18 protein-coding genes are annotated in these 22,138 nt (G+C 64.1%); 12 read left to right on the top strand and 6 right to left on the bottom strand.

Translation table 11 applies throughout. The features are described from left to right. Positions 1 to 115: 115 nt before the first annotated feature. The 10 genes from rlmD (at position 116) to CIW53_RS12975 (ending at position 13,657) form a co-directional block, all read left to right on the top strand. The gene (gene rlmD / locus CIW53_RS13020; protein ID WP_149365160.1) at positions 116 to 1,453 is read left to right on the top strand and encodes a 23S rRNA (uracil(1939)-C(5))-methyltransferase RlmD; all 1,338 of its coding nucleotides are present in this window, start codon (positions 116 to 118) and stop codon (positions 1,451 to 1,453) included. Between the two features lie 68 nt (positions 1,454 to 1,521). Continuing rightward, positions 1,522 to 2,043: a CYTH domain-containing protein gene (locus CIW53_RS13015; RefSeq protein WP_149365159.1), complete on the top strand. Its 522-nt coding sequence runs from the start codon at positions 1,522 to 1,524 to the stop codon at positions 2,041 to 2,043. Next, positions 2,037 to 3,053 carry a beta-N-acetylhexosaminidase gene (gene nagZ, locus CIW53_RS13010; protein ID WP_149365158.1) on the top strand — a complete coding sequence of 339 codons (1,017 nt, stop codon included), beginning with the start codon at positions 2,037 to 2,039 and terminating at the stop codon, positions 3,051 to 3,053. Before CIW53_RS13015 ends, nagZ begins: the two co-directional genes overlap by 7 nt. Then, positions 3,050 to 3,610 (top strand): hypoxanthine-guanine phosphoribosyltransferase, encoded by a 561-nt coding sequence (locus tag CIW53_RS13005; protein WP_149365157.1) that lies wholly within the window; start codon positions 3,050 to 3,052, stop codon positions 3,608 to 3,610. Before nagZ ends, CIW53_RS13005 begins: the two co-directional genes overlap by 4 nt. Next, a complete protein-coding gene (locus CIW53_RS13000) occupies positions 3,607 to 4,353 on the top strand; it encodes an S-methyl-5'-thioinosine phosphorylase (RefSeq protein WP_149365156.1) in 747 nt (248 codons plus the stop codon). The genes CIW53_RS13005 and CIW53_RS13000 overlap by 4 nt, the downstream gene beginning before the upstream one ends. A 150-nt stretch (positions 4,354 to 4,503) precedes the next feature. Further along, a complete protein-coding gene (locus CIW53_RS12995; protein ID WP_149365155.1) occupies positions 4,504 to 4,710 on the top strand; it encodes a cold-shock protein in 207 nt (68 codons plus the stop codon). A gap of 81 nt (positions 4,711 to 4,791) precedes the next feature. Further along, positions 4,792 to 5,874: a N(4)-(beta-N-acetylglucosaminyl)-L-asparaginase gene (locus CIW53_RS12990; RefSeq protein WP_149365154.1), complete on the top strand. Its 1,083-nt coding sequence runs from the start codon at positions 4,792 to 4,794 to the stop codon at positions 5,872 to 5,874. Further along, positions 5,871 to 6,614: a copper homeostasis protein CutC gene (locus CIW53_RS12985; RefSeq protein ID WP_149365153.1), complete on the top strand. Its 744-nt coding sequence runs from the start codon at positions 5,871 to 5,873 to the stop codon at positions 6,612 to 6,614. The genes CIW53_RS12990 and CIW53_RS12985 overlap by 4 nt, the downstream gene beginning before the upstream one ends. 775 nt (positions 6,615 to 7,389) lie before the next feature. Beyond that, on the top strand, positions 7,390 to 8,592 hold the full coding sequence (gene fabV / locus CIW53_RS12980; RefSeq protein WP_149365152.1) for an enoyl-ACP reductase FabV: 1,203 nt from the start codon (positions 7,390 to 7,392) through the stop codon (positions 8,590 to 8,592). A 283-nt stretch (positions 8,593 to 8,875) separates the two neighbouring features. After that, positions 8,876 to 13,657, top strand: a complete 4,782-nt coding sequence (locus CIW53_RS12975; protein ID WP_149365151.1) for a hypothetical protein — start codon at positions 8,876 to 8,878, stop codon at positions 13,655 to 13,657. 179 nt (positions 13,658 to 13,836) lie between these two features. On the opposite strand, the gene CIW53_RS12970 is transcribed toward CIW53_RS12975, so the two are convergent. From CIW53_RS12970 to CIW53_RS12960, 3 genes are read right to left on the bottom strand one after another with little or no spacing between them, the layout of a single operon-like run. Continuing rightward, complete coding sequence (locus tag CIW53_RS12970; protein WP_149365150.1) at positions 13,837 to 14,559, bottom strand: ABC transporter ATP-binding protein; 723 nt, start codon at positions 14,557 to 14,559, stop codon at positions 13,837 to 13,839. Beyond that, positions 14,552 to 15,760: an ABC transporter permease gene (locus CIW53_RS12965; protein ID WP_242451904.1), complete on the bottom strand. Its 1,209-nt coding sequence runs from the start codon at positions 15,758 to 15,760 to the stop codon at positions 14,552 to 14,554. Before CIW53_RS12965 ends, CIW53_RS12970 begins: the two co-directional genes overlap by 8 nt. After that, the gene (locus tag CIW53_RS12960) at positions 15,760 to 16,977 is read right to left on the bottom strand and encodes an efflux RND transporter periplasmic adaptor subunit (RefSeq protein WP_149365148.1); all 1,218 of its coding nucleotides are present in this window, start codon (positions 16,975 to 16,977) and stop codon (positions 15,760 to 15,762) included. The genes CIW53_RS12965 and CIW53_RS12960 overlap by 1 nt, the downstream gene beginning before the upstream one ends. Before the next feature lie 578 nt (positions 16,978 to 17,555). Between CIW53_RS12960 and CIW53_RS12955 the strand changes: the two genes are divergently transcribed. Together CIW53_RS12955 and CIW53_RS12950 are read left to right on the top strand one after the other, a co-directional pair. Beyond that, complete coding sequence (locus tag CIW53_RS12955; RefSeq protein ID WP_242451903.1) at positions 17,556 to 18,662, top strand: DJ-1/PfpI family protein; 1,107 nt, start codon at positions 17,556 to 17,558, stop codon at positions 18,660 to 18,662. A 5-nt stretch (positions 18,663 to 18,667) separates the two neighbouring features. Beyond that, positions 18,668 to 19,726, top strand: coding sequence for a helix-turn-helix domain-containing protein (locus tag CIW53_RS12950; RefSeq protein WP_149365146.1), 1,059 nt, complete (start codon positions 18,668 to 18,670; stop codon positions 19,724 to 19,726). 236 nt (positions 19,727 to 19,962) lie between these two features. On the opposite strand, the gene CIW53_RS12945 is transcribed toward CIW53_RS12950, so the two are convergent. The 3 genes from CIW53_RS12945 to CIW53_RS12935 form a co-directional block, all read right to left on the bottom strand. After that, positions 19,963 to 20,583 (bottom strand): DedA family protein, encoded by a 621-nt coding sequence (locus CIW53_RS12945; RefSeq protein WP_149365145.1) that lies wholly within the window; start codon positions 20,581 to 20,583, stop codon positions 19,963 to 19,965. Positions 20,584 to 20,738: 155 nt separating this feature from the next. Then, positions 20,739 to 21,194, bottom strand: coding sequence for a hypothetical protein (locus tag CIW53_RS12940; protein ID WP_149365144.1), 456 nt, complete (start codon positions 21,192 to 21,194; stop codon positions 20,739 to 20,741). 161 nt (positions 21,195 to 21,355) lie between these two features. Continuing rightward, positions 21,356 to 21,943, bottom strand: coding sequence for a chemotaxis protein CheB (locus tag CIW53_RS12935; protein ID WP_149365143.1), 588 nt, complete (start codon positions 21,941 to 21,943; stop codon positions 21,356 to 21,358). Between the last annotated feature and the right edge of the window lie 195 nt (positions 21,944 to 22,138).

Raw genomic sequence — 22,138 nt, 5'->3', positions numbered from 1 at the left:
CTTTGACATCATTAGCAGAAGCATCGCGACTGAAGTCGCTCCCACAAGGCGCAAGCCTGCGGCCGATCTGGGATAATCGGCGGCCAGCCCTTGCGGCATCAACCGTCCGAGCCTCATGTCCCGATCCAACTCCGTTTCGCCCATCCCTTTCGAAGCCCACATCACCGACCTCAGCCATGATGGCCGCGGCGTGGCGCGGGTGGATGGCAAGACGGTATTCGTCAGCGGCGCGTTGCTGGGCGAACAGGTCATGGCGCGCCTGCGCAAGCGTCATCGCCATTTCGACGAGGCCGAAGTCGTCGAGCTGATCACCCGCTCGCCGCATCGGGTGGAGCCGCGCTGCCGCCACTTCGCCGAGTGCAGCGGCTGTTCGCTGCAACACCTGGACGCCGCCTCGCAGATCGCCGCCAAGCAGCGCGTGCTGGCGGAGAATTTCGAGCGCATCGGCAAGGTCACACCGCAGCAGTGGTTGCCGCCGCTCACCGGCGAGCCGTGGGGTTATCGGCGCAAGGGCAGGCTGTCGGTGCGCAACGTGATGAAGAAAGGCCGCGTGCTGGTGGGTTTCCGCGAAGAGCAGAACCCGCGCTTCGTTGCCGAGATCCAGCAGTGCGAAGTCATGCATCCCGCGCTGGGTCCGAAGGTCGGCCTGCTGGCCGATCTGCTCAGCGAGATGGATGCGGTCGACACGATTCCGCAAATCGAATTTGCCGCCGGCGACGACCTGATGGCGTTGGTGTTCCGCCACATGCAGCCGCTCAGCGAACGCGACCTGGCGGCGTTGACCGCGTTCGGCCAGGCGCACGATCTGGCCATCTACCTGCAGCCTGGCAGCAACAGCAGCGTGCATCCGCTATGGCCGGAAAACCCGCGGCTGGCGTTCCGCATTGCCAGCGGCGATGCCGCGATCGCCGACGTGGAGCTGGAGTTCCAGCCGCTCGACTTCGTGCAGGTCAATGCGGACATGAACCAGCGGATGATGGCGCGCACGCTGGAACTGCTCGACCCGCAGCCGACCGATCGCGTGCTGGACCTGTTCTGCGGTCTCGGCAACTTCACGCTGCCGATCGCGCGCCGGGTGGCCGAAGTGGTCGGTGTGGAAGGCGAGCATGGCCTGGTCGAACGCGCGGCACAGAATGCCGCGCGTAACGGGATCGACAATGCTCGCTTCCACGTGGCGGACCTGTTCGCGGATCAGCGCGGCGCCGACTGGGCGCGCCAGCCGTGGGACAAGCTGCTGCTCGACCCGCCGCGCGCCGGCGCCGACAAGGTGCTCGAGTACCTGCCGCACAAGCAGACCCGGCGCATCGTCTACGTCTCCTGCCATCCGGCCTCACTGGCGCGTGACGCCGGCATCCTGGTCAACCAGCATGGCTTCAAGTTGACGTCGGCGGGCGTGATGGACATGTTCCCGCATACCGCGCACGTCGAGTCGATCGCGCTGTTCGAGCGGTAACTTATGCATTCGTCCCTGAATGCGAGAATCAAAAAGCGGCCATCCGTGGCCGCACTCATCGAAAAAGCATGGCAATAGAGATCGAACGCAAATTCCTGTTGGCCGACGATAGCTGGCGCGCCGGCATCGAACGCAGCGAACCGATCGCGCAGGGCTACCTGGTCGGTGCGCAGGCGCTGCGCGCTGGCCATGCACGCGCCTCGGTGCGGGCGCGCCTCGCCGGCGAGCTGGCATGGCTGAACATCAAGGCGGCCACGCCGGGCATTGCCCGCACCGAATTCGACTACCCGATACCGGTGGCCGATGCGCGGATATTGCTGGCCGATCTGTGCGACGGCGTGCTGGAAAAAATCCGCCACCACGTGCGGGTCGATGGCGTGTTGTTCGAGATTGACGAATTCAACGGCGACAACCACGGGCTCATCGTCGCCGAGGTCGAACTGCCCGCGGTCGACGCGCCGTTCCCGCGGCCGCCATGGCTGGGCCGCGAAGTCAGCACGCTGACCCGCTACTACAACGTCAACCTGATCGCGCATCCGTACCGGGAGTGGTCGCCGGCCGAGCGCGCTGCCGAGGATGCCGCATGCTGATGATCGGCGTGGCCGCGCTGGAACTGGCCGAACACGAGAAGCGCTGGCTCACCGCGCCGGGGGTGGCCGGCGTACTGCTGTTCGCACGCAATTACCACTCGCGCGAGCAGCTGATCGCCTTGTGCGATTCGATCCGCGAGGCCGGCGGTGAGCACCTGCTGATCGCCGTCGACCAGGAAGGCGGTCCGGTGCAGCGTTTCCGCGACGGCTTCACCCGCCTGCCGCCGCTGGCGGCGATCGGCGCGGTCTACGACCATGACCCAGGCGAGGCGGTGCGGCTGGCCGAGGAACACGCCTGGGTGATGGCCAGCGAGCTGCGCGCCAGCGGCGTCGATTTCAGTTTCGCGCCGGTGGTGGACCTGGCCCGCGGCAACGCCGCGATCGGGCTGCGCGCCTTTCATGCCGTTCCGGCGGTGACCGCCGAGCTGGCACAGGCCTACGTGCGCGGCATGCACCTGGGCGGCATGGCCGCAGTACTCAAGCACTTTCCCGGGCATGGCTCGGTCGCCACCGATACGCACAAGGCGCAGGCGATCGACCCGCGCCCCCTCGACGAGATCCGCCGCGACGACCTGCTGCCGTTCGCCGAGTGCATCGAGGCACGGGTCGAGGCGGTCATGATGGCGCACGTGATCTATCCGGCGGTGGACAGCCAGCCGGCCGGCTATTCGAAGGTATGGATCGAGCAGATCCTGCGTGGCGAGCTGGGTTTCGCCGGCGCCGTGATCAGCGACGACATCAGCATGGCCGCCGCCGGTACGGCCGGCAGCGTCGGCGGACGGGTGCGCGCGCACCTGGCTGCCGGTTGCGATCTGGTGCTGGCCTGCTTTCCCGACGTGGTGGACGAGGCGATCGCCGCGATGCAGGGCGAAGCCACCGGGCTGCCGCCGCAACTGGCCAACCTGCGCGGCGCATTGGGCGCAAGCTGGGACAGCCTCACCAACAATCCGCAGCGCGACCGCTTCGTCGCGCGCATCATGGCGTTGCATGCCGACCAGGGAGCCGCATGAATACTCCAATCCCACCGCTGGCCGATGCGCTGGCGCAGGCCGAACTGCTGTTCGAGCGCAGCACGCTGGAAAGCGTGATCGCCGACATGGGGCGGCAGATCGACGCCGCGCTGGACGGCGAGCGCGCGGTCTTCCTCCCCGTGATGAACGGCGCGCTGATCTTCGCCGGCCAGCTGGCGCTGGCGATCCGCACCGACCTGGAATTCGACTACGTGCACGCCACGCGCTACCGCGGCGCCACCTCCGGCAGTGAGCTGCACTGGTTGCGCGAGCCGGCGGTGTCGCTGGTCGATCGCGTGGTGTTGCTGGTCGACGACATCCTCGACGAGGGCCACACATTGAAAGCGGTGCGCGAGGACTGCTATCGGCGCGGCGCAAAACGTGTGTTGATCGCCAGCCTGTGCACCAAGCGGCATGATCGCCTGGTCGAAGGCATCGCCTCCGATTTCAACGGCGTCGAATTGCCGGACCGCTACGTGTTTGGCTACGGCCTGGATTATTACGAGCAGGGCCGCAACCTGCCGGCAATCTATGCGTTGAAGGAGACGGCCGCATGAGTGCCATTGACCTTGCCGTCATCGGCGGCAGCGGCCTGTACAACTTTCCGGGTCTCGAAAACACCACGCGCCATGCCGTGGACACGCCTTACGGGCCGGCTTCCGGCGACGTCGTGCTCGGCGATTTCGCCGGCAAGCGCATCGCCTTCCTCGCGCGCCACGGCGAGAGCCATACCTTGCCGCCGCACCGCGTCAACTACCGCGCAAACCTGTGGGCGTTGCACAGCCTCGGCGCGCGCCGGGTGATCGGGGTCAATGCGGTGGGCGGCATCCGCGGCGACATGGGGCCGCGGGTGATCGTGGTGCCCGACCAGCTGATCGACTATACCCACGGCCGCGTCACCAGCTTCTGCGACATGGACGGCGCTGAAGTGAAGCACATCGACTTCAGCGAGCCGTATACCGAATCGCTGCGTGTGTCGTTGCTGGCGGCGGCGCGCGCGGCCGGCATCGCGGCGATCGGCGGCGGTTGCTACGGCGCGACGCAGGGACCGCGGCTGGAAACCCGTGCCGAGATCGCGCGCATGAAGCGCGACGGCTGCGACCTGGTCGGCATGACCGGCATGCCCGAAGCGGCGCTGGCGCGCGAGCTGGAGCTGGAATACGCCTGCCTCGCCCTGGTCGCGAACTTCGCCGCCGGCTGCGGCGACGAGGCGGAAATCAGCATCGAGGAAATCTTCGCGCATCTGGCGGCGGCCACCGCCGAGGTGCCGCGCATCCTCGCGGCGATGCTGGAAAGCTGAGGGTCGCCGGCGGCTTTGCGTGACCCGGGTACTTTTTCATATTGCGCTGGGCCTTCACATATTGGTACTTTTCGCCGGCCAGGGCGGAGAACCAGGGGAATTCCGCGCAGAGCCTGGCGCACCCAATCCATGGATCCAGAGGTTCGCGCAATGAGTTTTGGTACGGTCAAATGGTTCAACGACGCCAAGGGTTTCGGTTTCATCGCACCGGAGGACGGCGGGGCGGACGTGTTCGTCCATTTTTCGGCGATCACCAGCAAGGGCTTCCGCAGCCTGCAGGAAGGTCAGCGGGTCAAGTTCGAAGTGACCCAGGGTCCGAAAGGCGCCCAGGCTTCCGACGTCGAAGCCGCCGCCTGATCCGTCAGGCAAGCGTTGCACGGCAACAATGAAACCCCGCATCCTGTGCGGGGTTTTTTGTTTTCATGAAGGGAGCACGCAATGACTGATCGCAGGCGTTTCCTCAAGGCCTCGCTGCTGGGGGCTTCGGCGTCGATGCTGGCCTGGGGCGGCAAGCTGGCCGCCGGACCGATGGGCCGAAGCGGCAAGCTGGCCGCCGCAACGGCAACCCGCAGCACGACGACAGCGGGCGCCCGGGTCGTCTCGACCTGGGACTTCGGCGTCGCGGCGAACCAGGCCGCATGGTCCATCCTCGGCAAGGGCGGCCCCGCGCTGGACGCGGTCGAAGCCGGCGCGCGGGTACCCGAGTCCGACCTGAAAAACCACAGCGTCGGCAAGGGCGGCTATCCCGATCGCGACGGCCACGTCACCCTCGACGCCAGCATCATGAACTTCGACGGCAGCTGCGGCGCGGTCGCCGCGCTGGAGCACATCGAGCACCCCATCTCGGTCGCACGCCGGGTGATGGAGCGCACGCCGCACGTGCTGCTGGTCGGCGAAGGCGCGCTGCAGTTCGCGCTGGAGCAGGGTTTCAAGAAGGAACGACTGCTGACGCCGGAAGCCGAGAAGGCCTGGCACGAATGGCTGAAGACGGCGAAATACAACCCGTCGATCAACAGCGAAGTGCACGACTACGGCAAGGGCGGCGTCACCGGCATGCCCGGCGGCGCGCTCAACCACGACACCATAGGCATGCTGGCGATCGACGCGCACGGCCGCCTGGCCGGCGCGTGCACCACCAGCGGCATGGCGTGGAAAATGCGCGGCCGCGTCGGCGACAGCCCGATCATCGGCGCCGGCCTGTATGTCGACGGCGAGGTCGGCGGCGCCACCTCCACCGGCGTCGGCGAGGAAGTGATCCGCAACGCCGGCAGCTTCCTGGTCGTCGAGCTGATGCGCCAGGGCCGCTCGCCGCACGAAGCCTGCAAGGAGGCGGTGATGCGCATCGTCAAGAAACGCCGCGAAGCTTCCAAGACCCTGCAGGTCGGCTTCCTCGCGATGAACCGCCATGGCGAGGTCGGCGCCTACGCGATCCAGCACGGCTTCTCCTACGCCGTGTGCGATGCGAAGAAACAGGACACCCTGATCCCGTCGCAAAGCGTCTACACCACGAGCTATTCGTGATACTGGAAATCGCCGCCAACTCGGTCGCCTCCGCGCTCGCCGCGCAGGAAGGCGGGGCAGGGCGGGTCGAGCTCTGCACCGCGCTGGAACTGGGCGGCCTCACGCCGTCGCATGCGCAGATCGCGCTGGCCCGCGAGCGCCTGCGCATCCCGCTGTACGTGCTGATCCGCCCGCGCGCCGGCGACTTCCTCTACGGCGAGCTGGAATGCGAAACGATGCTGCGCGACATCGAAACCTGCGCATCGCTGGGCTGCGACGGCGTGGTTCTCGGCGTGCTCGACGCCGAAGGCAGGGTGGACACCGCGCGCTGCCGCCCGCTGATCGCCGCCGCCGGCAAACTCGGCGTCACCTTCCATCGCGCCTTCGACCTCAGCCGCGACCCGGCACAGGCGCTGGAGGACATCGTCACGCTCGGCTGCGAGCGCATCCTGACCTCGGGCATGCAAGGCAGCGCCGCCGATGGCAGCACGCTGATCCGCGAACTCGTCGAACAAGCCGGGGATCGCATCGTCGTGATGCCCGGCGCCGGCATCACCGCACAGAACATCGCCGCGCTGGCCACCGCCACCGGCGCGCACGAATTCCACGCCTCCGCCAAACACCAGCTGCCTTCGGGCATGCACTATCGCCGACCGCTGTTGAGTGACATGGAGGGCGGCGAACTGTGCAGCGACGTCGAGCAGGTACGTGCGCTGGTCACCGCCTTGGCAACGACGGCGCAAAATCCGGCCGGGACCTGAGCGCGTCAGCCGGAAGCGGTTCCCCGGAGCACCTCGTTCCCGCATGTCGTCGTTCCTGCGAAGGCAGGGGAAGTTTTTCAACGGCGAGCTCGTCATCGCACTTCAGCTTTTCAACGACGGAGCCGCCCCCCTCCGGCCTTCCGCCACCGTCATAGGCGATCCCTGCCTTCGCAGGGATGACGAATAAGAAAACCTCCCCCTGTCGTCATTCCTGCGAAGGCAGGAATCGCTCTTCAACGGCGAAGCCGGTCACCCCGTCGGCCCTTCGCCATGGCAACACGCGATCCCGGCTTTCGCCGGGATGACGAATAAAAAAGCCTCCCCCTATCGTCATTCCTGCGAAGGCAGGAATCGCTCTTCAACGACGAAGCCGGTCATCCCTTCGGCCCTTCGCCATGGCAACACGCGATCCCGGCCTTCGCCGGGATGACGAATAAAAAAGCCTCCCCTATCGTCATTCCTGCGAAGGCAGGAATCGCTCTTCAACGGCGAAGCCGGTCATCCCGTCGGCCCTTCGACATGGCAACATGCGATCCCGGCCTTCGCCGGGATGACGAATAAAAAAGCCTCCCCTATCGTCATTCCTGCGAAGGCAGGAATCGCTCTTCAACGGCGAAGCCGGTCATCCCGTCGGCCCTTCGACATGGCAACGCGCGATCCCGGCCTTCGTCGGGATGACGAGTACAACCGGGTCATTCGAAGTTCCCTACGGCAGCGCATGGCCCCCGCCTTGGTTAAGATGGCGAATTGCCGAACAGCAGCAGGAGCTACCCGAGTGATCATCAAGCCCAAAGTCCGCGGTTTCATCTGCATCACCGCCCACCCGGTCGGTTGCGAGCGCAACGTGCTCGACCAGATCAAGGTCACCCAGGCCGCGGGCCACGACAAGGCCAAGGGCCCGAAGCGCGTGCTGGTGATCGGCGCGTCCACCGGCTACGGCCTGGCCTCGCGCATCACCGCCGCGTTCGGCTACGGCGCCGCCACGCTCGGCGTGTTCTTCGAGAAGCCCAGCAGCCACGAGAAAACCGGCACCGCCGGCTGGTACAACTCCGCCGCGTTCGACAAGGCGGCCAAAGCCGCCGGCCTGTACAGCAAGTCGATCAACGCCGACGCATTCGCCCACGAAACCCGTGCCAAGGCCATCGAGATCATCAAGAACGAAATGGGCGGTCCGATCGACCTGGTGGTCTATTCGCTGGCATCCCCGGTGCGCAAGCTGCCGGACACCGGCGACGTGGTGCGCTCGGCGCTCAAGACCATCGGCGCGCCGTTCCACAACACCTCGGTCGACACCAACAAGGACACCGTGATCGAGGCCACCGTCGAGCCGGCCACCGAGCAGGAGATCAAGGACACCGTCACCGTGATGGGCGGCGAGGACTGGGCGCTGTGGATCGACGCGCTGAGCGCCGCCGGCGTGCTGGCCGAGCACGCCAAAACCGTCGCCTACAGCTACATCGGCACCGAGATCACCTGGCCGATGTACTGGCACGGCACCCTGGGCCGGGCCAAGCAGCACCTGGACAACACCGCCAAGCAACTGCGCAGCCGCCACCCCGGCCTCGACGCCTACGTCGGCGTGATGAAGTCCGTCGTCACCCAGGCCAGCGCCGCCATCCCCGTGATCCCGCTGTACGTCTCCATCGCCTTCAAGATCATGAAAGAGAAGGGCATCCACGAAAACCCGATCGAACAGGCCAACCGCCTGTTCCACGACCGCCTCTACCGTGCTGATGGTGCCCCCGCACCCACCGACGACGAAGGCCGCCTGCGCCTGGACGACTGGGAACTGCGCGACGACGTGCAGATCCCCTGCAAGACGATCTGGCCCACCGTCACCACCGAGAACCTCAAGCAGATCACCGACTACGCGGGCTACAAGCACGAGTTTTTGCAGTTGTTCGGGTTTGATCGGGGGGATGTGGACTATGAGGCCGAGGTGGAGGCGGATCGGCGGTTTGATTGTGTTGACGGGTGAGTTATCTCCATGGACTGCAGACCGCCCAAGATATGCCTGCTCGCGCCTTATTCCGCGTAGCGCTCGACCGAAGATTCCCGGTACTGCCGGAACCATAGCCTTAAATGGCTCTAACCCAGCTATCTATATTGGCAAGCGTGGCGAACCGGCGACCATAGCTGGTAGCCCGTGAAAAAGGGCTTTTAAGTGTGGCGATCATGGCCCAGTCGCTTTCCGCGTGCACAGAGCTAAATCCATCCATAAGCCTGCCAAGATCGAACTAGTACAGGAGATCAAATAGATCATGGCAGAGCTAACCCGGATTCACACGGCGGATTCGCCCAGTGCCATCAGCGTCGTGTTTATCCACGGCCTCGGTGGTGATGCGCATCAAACCTGGATGTGCAAACCAAAGGACCCTGCGACGCTGTGGCCAAAATGGGTCGGTGAGGATGCCGATTGCAACGTCTGGATTTTGGGGTATGACGCTGCATTCTCCGGTTGGACAGAACACGCGATGCATCTCGCGGATCAAGGCAACGCTTTCATGTCGGAGCTGCTCTCCGAGCCCTCGCTGCTTGGCCGACCCTTGGTCCTAGTCGGACACAGCTTGGGCGGGTTGGTCATCAAGTCGGGAATGGTACATGCCGAAACGCTTGACGATCCGCGCTTCCAGCCTTTACTCGAAGCAATTTCCGGCGTCGTCTTCGTGGGGACACCTCATCAAGGCTCAAATCTCGCATCCGTCGCGGCCGTGCTGTCCGGCTTGCTGCGGACGAATCCGCAAGTCGTCAATATGGCATCGGATGATGCTTGGTTGAAAATAATTAATGGGCAATTTCGCAAACTCCAGGCCAATCGCGAGTTTTATGTCTCCGCGTTCTCCGAGACGAAAGGTGTCTTTCTTGGCTGGAAATTCTTAGGCATGTCGATAGGTTCGCGCGTGATTATCGTGAACCGAAATAGCAGTGACCCTCAGATTCCACAAGTCGTACCCACGCAAATCGACGCTGATCATATTCAGATCGCTAAACCGGCGAATCGTAATGCCACGATCCATAAGACGATGCTCGCGCTAATTGCGAACCTCAAAGGCAAATCGCTTTCGCTACCGACAAAGGAAGCCGAACTCGGACCGGTGCCCGGCATTGGCGACTTGCGGCTTAAGTTGTACGAAGCATCCACGCCCCTATTGACCTGGCCTTGCACATTGCCTGGTGGTGAGTGGTTAGAGCGACCGGAGCTGGAGCAGCTTGTACAGCGCATTGATGGCGCATCGTCTAGCCTCACCTTGGTACTGGGCGAACCGGGTAGCGGAAAATCCGCCCTGTTGGCCAGGGTGGCAAAGATGAAACACGCCGAGGGGTGGTCGGTGCTCGCAATCAAGGCGGATCGGCTACCGGAGGACATCTTGAACAGCGAGGGGCTCGCTCGCTACCTGAACATCGGGACTGCTCCCGCAAACGCGTTGCGCGGTCTTGCCCAGGCGGGCCCAGTACTCGTAGTCATCGATCAGCTCGATGCATTGGCCGACCTGGTCGTGCAGCACTCCGCGCGCCTCCGGGTTTTAATTGATCTGATCCGCGATCTCTCGGAAGTGCCGAACGTCCACACTCTTTCGTCTTGCAGATCCTTCGAGCAACGCCACGATCCGAGCCTACGCAACCTCGACGCTACGGTAGTCACACTGAACCTGCCGGAGTGGAGTGTAGTTCAGGCAGTCCTCACTACGCGTGGTATTAAGGCCGAAGGCTGGAACGACGATCTCAAACAAATTTTGCGCTCGCCGCACGCACTGGATGTATTCCTTGGACTGCTGCAAACCACTACCGAGGTGGGGGTATTGCGAAGCTTTCAAGGCATGCTGCAACTGCAATGGGAGCAGCGGGTCCTCAGTGATCCTACTGGCCGGCGCAAACGCGCCATGCTTGAGCTCGCCTGCACGATGGCGGAACGCGAAGTACTCGGGCTGCCGCTCGCGGCCGCTGAGGATTGGTTTAGCGAGATCCAAGAGCTTTCGGCCGCTGGGTTGCTCCGCTTCGACGAGGGGGCAGGTAGAGTCGAATTTCGGCATCAGACCCTCTACGAGTTTGTTCGCGCACGGAGTTTCCTTGACGAAGCCGGCAGCCTGACGGACACAGTACTGCGGCATCAAAAAAGCCTGCGGATTCGTCCTCAGCTTTGGCATGCGCTGGCATTCTTTCGCAAGACGAGCCCGGAGGACTACAGCGCTGAACTGGTGCGCCTGTGGAGTGCAGGCATCAGGCCGCATCTAAAAATGCTTGTGATCGAGTTTTTGGGGCGACAGGTCTCTCCGTTGCCTGCAGAACTTCAACTCGTCTACCAGTCGCTCGATGATCGATGGTTCAGGCCCCGATTTCTTGGCGCTGCCATCGGTAGTCCGGGTTGGCTGTCAGCCCTAGCAGAGAGGCACTTGCCAATATGGATGGCGCTGCCAGTCGAGGAAGCACTCGGACTTGTCCCTTTGCTTGAAACGGCCTTGAGTGTCGATCCACAACTCGTGACAGATCTTGTCAGGAAAATCTGGCTCTCGGAGCGTTCCAAAGACGAACTAAGCTGGCGCGTCCTGGGCATGGGTAGCGTGGCACCACAGTCGCCTGAATGGGTGGGTGATCTGGAAGCAATCGCTTTACGAGCGCCACTGGACGAGTGGACGATCGGCCACGTGGCAGGCGTGGTCAGCGAGGTACTTCCAAACGAAGCGCCTCGACTCGTTGCGGCGTGGCTGAGGCGAAAGTTGCAGCAGGCCGAGGCGGACCTCACGCGGATTCAAGAGAGTGATGCGGATCAGCCTACCGCTGTCCGCGACAGGGTCGAAGCCCTCATCAAAGCAAGCCAATTCCATGGGCTGCCTGCAATCGCTGAGGCCGCTCCACAGGCATTCGTGAACACCGTTTGGCCCATCTACTCTGAAATTTTGACTATGTGTGCTGGCGATGAGCATGCCATCGTCGTCGGTTTCCGGCACAGTGCCGGTTTGACTGTGGACGACATGGATGATGAGGATGAGAGAACCGATCGGCCTCTGCTTGAGGCAATGCGGATAGCTGTGCAGGGTTGGGCCAAAGCCGACTCTGGTGGTTTCTTCGAATTCGTCGACTCTCACTCAGCATCGGAACTCATGGTGGCCGAGCGCTTGCTCGCTAAGGGAGTTACGGAGTGCGCTGCCGCTTTACCCGCCAAGGTCTTGGCCTATTTAAAGGGCGACCCTCGTCGCTTGGTACTCGGTACCTATTCAAATGTGCACAAAGAGAGCGTCGCTCTTATAAGCGCTCTAAGCCCGCATCTAGACGCCCAGCAGTTCGCGGAGTTGGAGGAATTCATCACAAGCTGGCAGCGGTACAGGGAGCAGCCTGAAGGCGAGGACGCCTCGATAAGAATGCATCGATTGCGTTGGACCCGGCAGCACCGCCTTCGTTTGCTTCGTGCGCTGCCAAAGGAAAGGTGCGCTGCGGCACTACAGAGACAAATTGAAGAGGAAGAGCGCGCTTTTCCTGATCTAGGTAACGAAGATGTACGCTCTTCGGGTTGTCAATTCATTGGCAGCCCTGTCACGGCCAATCAAATGGCAAATAGCAAAGACGAAGACGTCCTGAACTTGTTCAATGAGCTCAGCGACGAGTCCGCTTGGGATCATCCAAGGCACTGGATGAAGGGTGGTGCGATCCAGGCTGGTCGCGGGCTTGCTGCTCTTGCCAAGAGGGACATCGATAAAGTGCTGCGAGTCATCAGGGCGTTGAAGCCGGGTATTAATGAGATTCCGGTGGCGATCGTTCTTCGGGAATTGGAGCCATCAGGCTATCGCGCGACAGACCTCTTTGCCCTCATTGAAGAACTGGACGGGAAAGGGTTCGAAAGTGAAGGTTTTCGTCAGAGCGCCGCCCACGCAGTGGAATCCGCGATCACTTCGAAGAGTCCGGCGCCGGAATTTCTAATGACGCGTTTGGAGGCCTGGCTCACGGCGGTCGGATCATGGGAAGAGCAAGCCGCTGAGACTGCTGACGCTTCCAAAAATGAATCCGTCCTTTGGGGTTACGGAGGTTTCAACGCTTTACCGAGCGGTAACTTCCCCATCTTGGCGGCACTTACCAAGGCATGCCTCATAACAGAACCAGCGCAAACGGATCGCTGGCTTGAGATTCTGGAGAAGAATAATAAGAAAGCGGAATCTCCCAAGGTCTGGCAGGCCATGATGGGGCACTACTTGCCTCATCTTCACTTAGCTAATCGGGCGCGCGCAGAGGTTTTCCTTGAAACTCTTTTTGATGCCCATCCCACACTCATCAGCACGCGTGAAGCAGTGCACTTGATAGCCAACGCTTATCGCTGGGCCTCCGCCGTTTACGTACAGCGCTGGCTTCAACGCTTGGAGCAGTCCGCCCAGAACGAACAAGCCTTCGGCGAGCTCGCTCTTTTGCGTCACTCGATGTTTCCTGCTGAAGCTTGGGCGCGTGACATAGTGGTAACCGCGTTGTCGTCGAAAGATGAACGGATGCGGGTGCGCCGCACAGGCATTGCCCACGCTGTAGCTCATTTATGGGCTAATTCGATGGTGCGACCTGTCGTTCACCCCTATCTCTTGCATCTGACAACGAGTGCAGAAGACGCGGTACTCAAAGCAGTCGATGCGATCTTCCTAGGAAATGGTTTCGTTCCCGATTTGGAAACCCGCCAACTCCTTGATGCGCTTGTCGCAAACAATCGCCTGCTAACACAACCGCACGCGGAACGATTCCCAGAAACATTAGAAGGATTGGTTGCCTTCGAACCGGAGCGCGTTTGTTTGGTAGCAAACACTATCCTGGATGCATTGGGCGAACAGATGGGTAACATCTCGACCTCTTGGTACCAAGGTACCGAATGGTTGCTGGCTATCGCACTCAGTTTGCAAGACTTGGGAGAAGCCCACCGCGACTCTGGGTCTGCACTTTTCGAGCGAATGCTTGAATTCAATCTGCCTCAAGCACGAAATATGACATTGGATCTCGATAAGCGAACACCGACCGAAGGGTGGTCACGTCCTCCGGTTCGTCGCCGAAGCGCAAGGAAGACCATCAAACAGTAGTTGCAACGCCCCATCGCGAAGCGTCGAAACCGCGGTCAGAGTGCACTTTTCGCAAGCCCGTTCCTTGTCGAAAGCCTTCCTCCGTCCCGATATCCGGCAAGCCTGCATCCCGGAAATGCGAGTCGGAGTGCACCTTTCAGCGCCCGCGCCACGCTGCCGGCCGTGCCCGCGCCCGCCGGTCAGGAACCTGCACTCTGCCTCGCGGCCTGGTCCGACACGATCAAACCGTCGGCCAGTGTCAGTGTGCGGTCGCAGGCGTCGGACAGGCGCGAGTCGTGGGTGACCAGCAAGACCGCGCAGCCGAACTTGCGGTTGAACCGCCGGAACAGCGCGAACACGTCGGCGGCGGTGCGGCTGTCCAGGTTGCCGGTGGGTTCGTCGGCGAGCAGCAGGGCCGGGCGCGTGATCAGCGCGCGCGCGATGGCCACGCGCTGCTGCTGCCCACCGGAGAGCTGGTCGGGCTTGCGATCTGCGAGCTTGTCCAGGCCGACCTCGGCCATCAGTGCCTGCGCCGTGTCGATGTCCTCCCGCCGCGGCTTGCCGCGCGCGGCCATCAACGGCATCAGCACGTTCTCCAGCGCGGTGAACGCCTGGATCAGGTGGTGGAACTGGAACACGAAGCCGATGGCGCCACCGCGCAGCGCGGTGCGACTGGCGTCGTCCATGCCGCGGGTTGGCTCCCCAAGCAGGTACAGCTCGCCGGCGGTCGGCGGGTCGAGCAGGCCGATCACGTTGAGCAGGGTGCTCTTGCCCGATCCCGAAGCGCCGACCAACGCCGTGAAATCGTTGCGTGCCAGGCGCAGGTCGATGCCGTGCAACACCTCCACCTCGGTGGGCATGCCAACGTTGTAGGACTTGCGCAGGCCCTGCAGGCGCAGCACTTCCTGGCTGGGCTCAGACATGGCGGATCGCCACCACCGGATCCAGCCGCGCGGCGCGACGCGCCGGGATCGCCGCGGAAATCACCCCGGTAACGGTGGCCAGGATGGTGGCGGCAAGCAGCAACAGCGGCGATACCGGGATTTGAAACAGCCTCGGTCCGAACGCGTTGAACAACCACACCAGGCCATAGCCGGCTGTGCCGCCGACCACCGAGCCGGCCAGTCCGAACAGCGCCCCCTGCAGCAGGAACACCCGCAGCATCTGCGCGCGGGTGGCACCCATCGCGCGCAGGATGCCGATCTCGCGGGTGCGCTGCACCACGCTGACGGACAGCACGCTGGCGATGCCGAACGCCACCGACACCGCCACGAACAGGCTGATCATGCGCGTGGACAGGCTCTGTGACTTCAGCGCATTCATCAGCTGGCCATTGGTCTGCATCCAGCTTTCGGCTTTCTGTCCCGTCAGTCGCGTGATGCGTTGCGCCACCGTATCGGCGGCGAAGATGTCCTTCACGGTTACGTCGATCACCGTCGCGGCCCCGGGCAGGCCGAGCAGCGACTGGGCCTGCTTCATGTCCAGGTAGACGTAGCGGGAATCCAGTTCGCGCACACCCAGTTCGAAGATGCCGGCAACGTTGACCACGCTGTCGCCGCCCTGGCCGGCATCCAGTCTCAGCTTGTCGCCCACGCGCAGACCGAGGTCCCAGGCAAGCCGGCTGCCGATCACCGCGTCGCCGGCGCCGACGCGGAATTGTCCGGCCACCATATCGTTCCGGATCGGGATGATTTTCTGGTAGCGCACCTCATCGATGCCCATCAGCGCCACGGATTCCAGCGTACTTCCGCGACGGGCGAAGGCGGGGCCGGAGATCAGCGGCGACACCGCCGTCACCTCCGGCAGCGCATCCAGCGTGTCGCGCACCTGTTGCCAGTTGTTGATCGAACGCAGCCGTTGGGCACGCTTGTCTTCCAGCACCAGCTGCATGGTGCCGCCGGCCAGCGGCACGACCTGGTTCACCTCGTCCGGCGCCTCGACCTTGATGTGCGCCTGGGTGCCGAGCGTGCGCTCGATGATGTTGTCCTGCAGGCCGTCGATCAGCGCCGAGAGAAACACGATCACCGACACGCCCACCGCGATGCCGACCATGATCAGCGCGGTCTGCGTGCGACCCTCGCGCAGGAACTTGGTTGCAATGGTCCATTCCAGCCACATCGGCATCAGTCCAGCTTGATCGGCAGTTCGTTGCCGTGCGCCGCATCGCCACCTGTCCGGGGTGGCGCCTGCGGGGCTATCCGCACGCGCGTGCCATCGCGCAGGTCGCCGGGGGCGTTGGCCAGCACCCAGTCGCCGGGCTTCAGGCCACCGAGGATCTCGGTCATGGCAAGCCCGCGCAGGCCCAGTTGCACCTGCGCATGGCGTGCCTTGCCGTCGCGGACCTGCCAGACCCAGGCCTCGTGTCCGTCGATGGGCTCCAGCGCATCGTTGGGCAGCACCAGCGCCTGCGTGCGTCGGCCGGTCTCCACGTTGACCGAAACGGTCATGTCCTGCTTCAGGAAGTCCGGCACCGGGTTCACCTTCAGGCGGATCTCCACCGAGCCGCGCTGGGGATCCACGCTTGGCGCGATGAAGCTGACCCGTGCGGGAAATGCACGCGTCGGGTAGGCATCGGCAACGCATTGCGCCTGCTGGCCAAGCGCCAGCACGGCGAGGTTCTTCTCGTCCAGCGGCACCAACAGTTCGGTATCGCCCTGGCGCGCGATCTCGAACAGCACGCGGCCGGGCTGGATCAGGTCGCCGGGTTCGGCGTTGCGGGTAAGCACGGTGCCGGCGACCTGCGCGCGGATGAAGGTTTTCGCCAGCGCGGCGCGCGCCGAGGCCAGGCGTTCGAGTACCAGTGCTTCGTCGGGGTTGCCCGCGGCCAGCGATTGTGCGGTCAGGCGCGCGCGTTCGGCCGCGGTGCGCGCCACCGTTTCGGCCTGCTCGGCCTGCTCGAGGGTTTCGCGGGCGATCAGCTGGCGCTGGAACAACTGGCGCCGGCGCTGCGCCTCGCGGCTGGCCTGGTCCAACTGGGCCTCGGCCTGGCGCACCGCAGCCAGGGCCTGCGGGCGCACGGATTTTTGCAGCTGTGCCAGCGCGGCCTCGGCTTCGTGAACGCCGGCGGTGAGATCGTCGGCGCGCAACACGGCCAGGATGTCGCCGGCCTGCACGTGATCACCTTCCTGCACGCGTCGCTCCAGCAGCACGCCGGTGATCTCGCTGCCCACCTGGGCCCGCGATACGGACACCACGCGACCGGTGGCCACCACGGTCTGCACCAGCGGTCGCGATTCAACCTGATACCCGGCCAGTCGGGGCCCCTGCCAATAGCGCAACGCGGCTGCGCCAAACGCCAGCAGGAGCAGTGCACCCAACACCGCCGTCACCGAACGCTTCATGGCCCGCACCTGCAGGCGGACAGGGCGGCGTCCCAGTCATCCGACCGGCGCATCGGGCGAACCGGCCTGCTTCGAGTCATGGCGTCGATGCCTTGGCGGGGTGGTTCCTGCGCTGGGGAGAATAGTCGAACGCCCGGCGCGCCGACGTGAACCTGCGAGGCGATGCCTCGCCTCCACCACCGTGTCCTCCACCACGAGGGGAAAAAGGTGTCAGGGACAATTTCTGATATCTCTCACGGCTTCCTTCGCAAGCAGACTTTGCCTGACAACATCGATGAACGTCGTGAATCCTGCATTGCGCCTGCATGGTTCGGCACGGGGTGCGCACGCAACATGAGCCAGCTGGCTGAAGCTGCCGGCTGCGATCTGCGCGAAATCGGCACAGAGGAAGTGAAATCGAATGGATTTCCTCCGTCCTCTTTCCGATTGGCAGGAAATGCACGTTCCATGTCCTTCCTGCCGCGAGGCGTTCTCTGACAATGGCTCCCGGGCATCCGCCCTTTGCCATGGGAATCGTCATGAACGTTACCGTTCGATCCTTGCTCGTCGCTGCGGCTGCAGCGCTCCTTGTGCCGGCCATGTCAGCGGCGTTTGCGGCCGATCAGCCGGCATCCTCGCCAACGCGTGGCGCCGCGACAGCTGCGGTCGCGGCGCAGGCCGGGAAGATCGCGCCGTACCACGCCAGATTCGGCCGTACACAGCCGGTGATCGCCATCATCGGCGAGAACAGCGGCACCGAGCTCACCGACTACGTGATTCCTTACGGCGTCCTGCAACAGTCCAGTGTCGCCAGGGTGATCACCGTGGCGACGCAACCTGGCCCGATCACCATGCGGCCCGCGTTGCGCATCCAGCCGCAAGCCACCATCGCGGAGTTCGATGCGGACTTTCCCGAGGGCGCCGACTACGTGATCGTGCCCGCGGTGGTCAGGCGCAACGACCCGGCGCTGCTGGCATGGATCGTGGCGCAGGGCGCCAAGGGCGGCACCATCGTCAGCATCTGCGATGGGGCGCTGGTGGTGGCGAACACGGGGCTGCTGAAGGGGCATCGCGCCACTGCGCACTGGGCCACCCAGGCGCTGCGGGCCAAGGCCTATCCCGACGTCGACTGGGTGAAAAACGTCCGCTACGTGGCGGACGGCAGGATCGTCTCCAGCGCCGGCATCAGCGCATCCATGCCTGTTTCGATCGCGCTGGTCGAAGCCATCGCCGGCCACGACCATGCCGCCGCGCTGGCGCACGAACTCGGCGTTTCCGATTGGAGCACGGCCCATAATAGCGACGTGTTCCGGCCACGTTTCGGGGTCAACCTGATGGCATTTGTACATACGACCTACAGCAACGCGCACCTGCATGCGATGCAGCGCATCGGCGTGCCGGTCGCCGCGGGCGTGGACGAGATCGCGCTTGCGCTCACCGCCGACGCGTACTCGCGCACCGGTCGCAGCCATGCCTATGCGTTGTCCGCCTCGGCTGCACCGGTGCAGACGCGGCACGGACTGACGCTGTTGCCGGACCGTGTGGTTGGTGGCGCGAACCCGGTCGACCGGGTGCTGCCCGCGTTCGACGCCACGCCATCGGCGCGCATGCTGGACCAGGCGCTGGCCGGCATCGCGCAGCGCTACGGTCGTTCCACCGCCTATGGCGTCGCGCTCGATTTCGAATACCCGGGTTTCAGGAAATGACCTCGATGGCCACCCGGAAAACGCGCCGGGTCGTCCTGCTGGCGCATGAGCAGATGAACCTGCTTGACCTGGCCGGTCCGCTGCAGGCGTTGTTCACCGCGAGCAAGCTGTTTTCCGGCAACGGGCCGGCCTTGTACGAAACGATCGTCGCCTCCGTCGATGGCGGGCTCGTCGCCACCAGCGCGGGACTGCCGATCATGACGGTGCCGCTGTCCGCGCTGAACGACATCGCGATCGACACGCTCATCGCGCCGGGCGGCAGCAAGGACGACCGGATGCGCGCGCCGCCGCAGCTGGTGGCATGGATCGCGCTGCGCGCTCCGCACGTGCACCGGCTGTGCTCGGTGTGCACCGGCGCGTTTCTGCTCGCCGCGGCCGGCACGCTGGACGGGCGACGCGTGGCCACGCATTGGGAGTGGGTCGAGCGACTGGCGAAGCTGCATCCCGCCATCCAGGTCGATGGCGACCGCATCTTCATCCAGGACAGATCGGTCTGGACATCGGCTGGGGTCAGTGCAGGCATCGACCTCACGCTGGCGCTGATCGAGGAAGACTATGGCCACCGCGTCGCCATTGAAACCGCACGGCAGCTCGTGATGTTCATCAAGCGCTCGGGCGGGCAGTCGCAATTCAGCGTTCCGCTGGCAGCGCAGTCGGACGCAACCGGCAAGTTCGCCGACCTGCATGCCTGGATCGCCGCGCACATCGCCGACGACCTCAGCATCGGCCGCCTTGCCGAGCAGGCCGGCATGGCGCCGCGCACGTTCGCTCGCGCCTACGCCGCCGCGCACGGCCGCACGCCAGCCAGGACGGTGGAAGCCATGCGCATGGAAGTCGCCTGCCGTGCACTGGAAGAAACCGCGCTGCCGCTGAAAACCCTGGCTTTGCGCGCCGGTTACGCGAACGAGCAGAGCTTGCGCCGCGCGTTTCAACGCCGGCTCGGCATCGGTCCGAGGCAGTACCGGGAGCGGTTTTCGGTGCATGGCCATGCACCGGGCAAGGACACCGCGCGCGACGCTTTCCGGGGCGGCCGCGAGAGTTTTCAGTCGCGCGCGACGGTTTGACCCTCGCGCTCGGCGTTGAGGACCTTCGCACTCCGATGTTTTCAACCTTGCGCTTCGGAGTTCGCTTGCGGCTATCGGCGGATCGGGTGCGCGCGAAGGTCGCAGGGTCACATACGAAAGGGAAACCGTTGCGGAAAAGGTGTCAGGGACAATTTCCGATATCTCTCACGGCGTCCGCCGAAGACAGATTTTGCCTGACAACGGTTCCCGGCATCATGGGCTTGGCGAGCAGCGGATCACTCGTTGCGCAGATGCCGCACGTGCCGCCACACATACAGGCCGAAGGCGAGTAGCAGCACGGCGAGAATGACGGCATCGAAGCGATGGAACCAGCCGCCCAGGGTGCCCCAGTGTTGCCCCAGCTTCATCCCGATCCACGCCAGCAGCGCGCACCAGATGAGCGAGCCCAGGAAGGTGTAGACGCAGAAGCGCCAGATCGGCATGCGGGCCACGCCGGCGGGAAAGGCGATGAAGGTGCGCACCACCGGCAGCAAGCGCCCCACGAAAATGATGATGCCGCCGTGCTCGCGAAACCAGCGGTCGGCCAGGTCCAGATCCCTGCGCGAAACCAGTACGTACTTGCCGTAGCGTTCCACCAGCCGGCGCCCGCCCCACGCGCCGACCGCGTAGGCCAGCAACGAGCCCAGCACGCAGCCGATGGCGCCGGCCAGCACGACGAGCCACAGCACCAGGGTGCCCTTGAAAACGAGATAGCCGGAGAACGGCATGATCACTTCGGACGGCAACGGGATGCAGGCGCTCTCGATCCCCATCAGCAGCACGATGCCCAGATAGCCGCCGCGCGTGATCAGGTCGATGATGGCGGCGGCAAGCAGGCTGAACAGTTTCGCGACCATGGGTTTCCGTGAGTGCGGGGAAGTGCGGTGTGCGGGGAGTGGGATACGCCGTGGCTCACGGGTTGCGGTTGCCGCGTCTGCGCGGCGATGACCCGTGGTTCCGCGCGCAGCGGGCACGTCGACATGCCGACGCGCACCCGATCCAGCGTGACATGTTACTTCCTCAGGCGTTTTACATTGCTGCGCACGGTCTTCTGGTAGGGCGCGAGGCCGGCGCCCAGCACCCGCGTGGTGGCGCGCTGCAGTTGCGTGGTGGTGGGTGAGCGCCCGCCCCACAGCGAGGCCAGCCAGAGCGATTGGCACGCTGCCGCGGCGGTGAACGCCATCCCGGTCAACGACGCGGCGGAGGCATCGACCTTCTCGTCCACCATGCGTTTCATCTCGCGATCGTGCGCGGCGGAAGGATGGGTGCCGGCTTTCGCCATGGCCGCGGTGCGGGTGGCGATCACGGTCGCCGAGCCCTGCATCATTTCCATGGAGCGTTGTGCGAGGTCGAACCAGGCGGTGGCGAGTGAAGCTGTGCGTCGTTTGATGATCGTGCTCCGTAAGGGGGCGGTTGTTTTGCATTTCATTGCGGCGGGCGCGCGATGGAAGCGTGCGGCGTTCGCCATGAAGGGCACGTGCAGTGGACCTGGTGTTGCCTCAACCGATGTGCGCCGCGCCAGGCGGACGGTCCATGCGCAGATGGAATGGTGAGCGCAGGGAGTCCGCCTCAACGTGGGGTTTCGTGCCTGCGTGCACGCCAGCCGCAGGGCGAAGGAACGGATTCCGGCTACCGTCCCGCACGTGCAATCTGCACGATGGTCTTTGCGATGTCTTCGGGCGAGAGTACGAAGTCGACGAAGCCACTGGCGATGGCGCTTTCAGGCATGTCGGGCTGCTGTGCCGTGTCGAGGCGCTGTGCGATCGTGGTGCCCCCGACTTCCTTGATGGCGCGAAGCGCCTTGGCGCCGTCTCCGTCGTAGCCGGAGACGATCACGGCAATAAGCTTGCCGTTCCAGTGTTTCGCCAGGGAGCCCAAGAACACGGTGATGACATCGGGCCATCCCCGGGGCTTCGAGATCGGCTCCAGCTGAAAGTTGCCGCGAATCACGTGCAGGTCCCGATCCGCAGGGATGATGAAGACCCGATTGGGTTCAACCCGCAGGCTATCCGAGATCAGTTCCACCGGCATCGTGGTGAAGCTCGGCAGGATCTCGTGCAGCCGGGTGGCGAACGTTCTCATGTGGTTGACGATGACGATCGCGACACCCATGTCGTTCGGCAGATGCTTCAGCAACCGGATATAGGCGTCGAGACCGCCGGCCGATCCTCCTACGCAGACGATCGGGAAATCCCGTGCCGTGCGACTGTCTTCCATTTGTCCACCTCTTTTGCCAGCGGGGTCCAAAGCATGGACGTAGTGACCTGGCGATCTGGTCGACCGACGCGGGTCTGGTGATACATCCAGAGCAAACCGACTGGAGTCCTCGCACACTGGACCATGCCATGCGTCGGTAACGTGATCATGCGAAAAGGGTCAGGTTCATTCCATCGCGCTGGACGGGCGGTCTAC

The organism is Rhodanobacter sp. T12-5 (genome assembly GCF_008329435.1).
Lineage (GTDB): Bacteria > Pseudomonadota > Gammaproteobacteria > Xanthomonadales > Rhodanobacteraceae > Rhodanobacter.
Note: the sequence above shows the minus strand (reverse complement) of the source record. Positions and strands in the feature narration are given on the sequence as shown.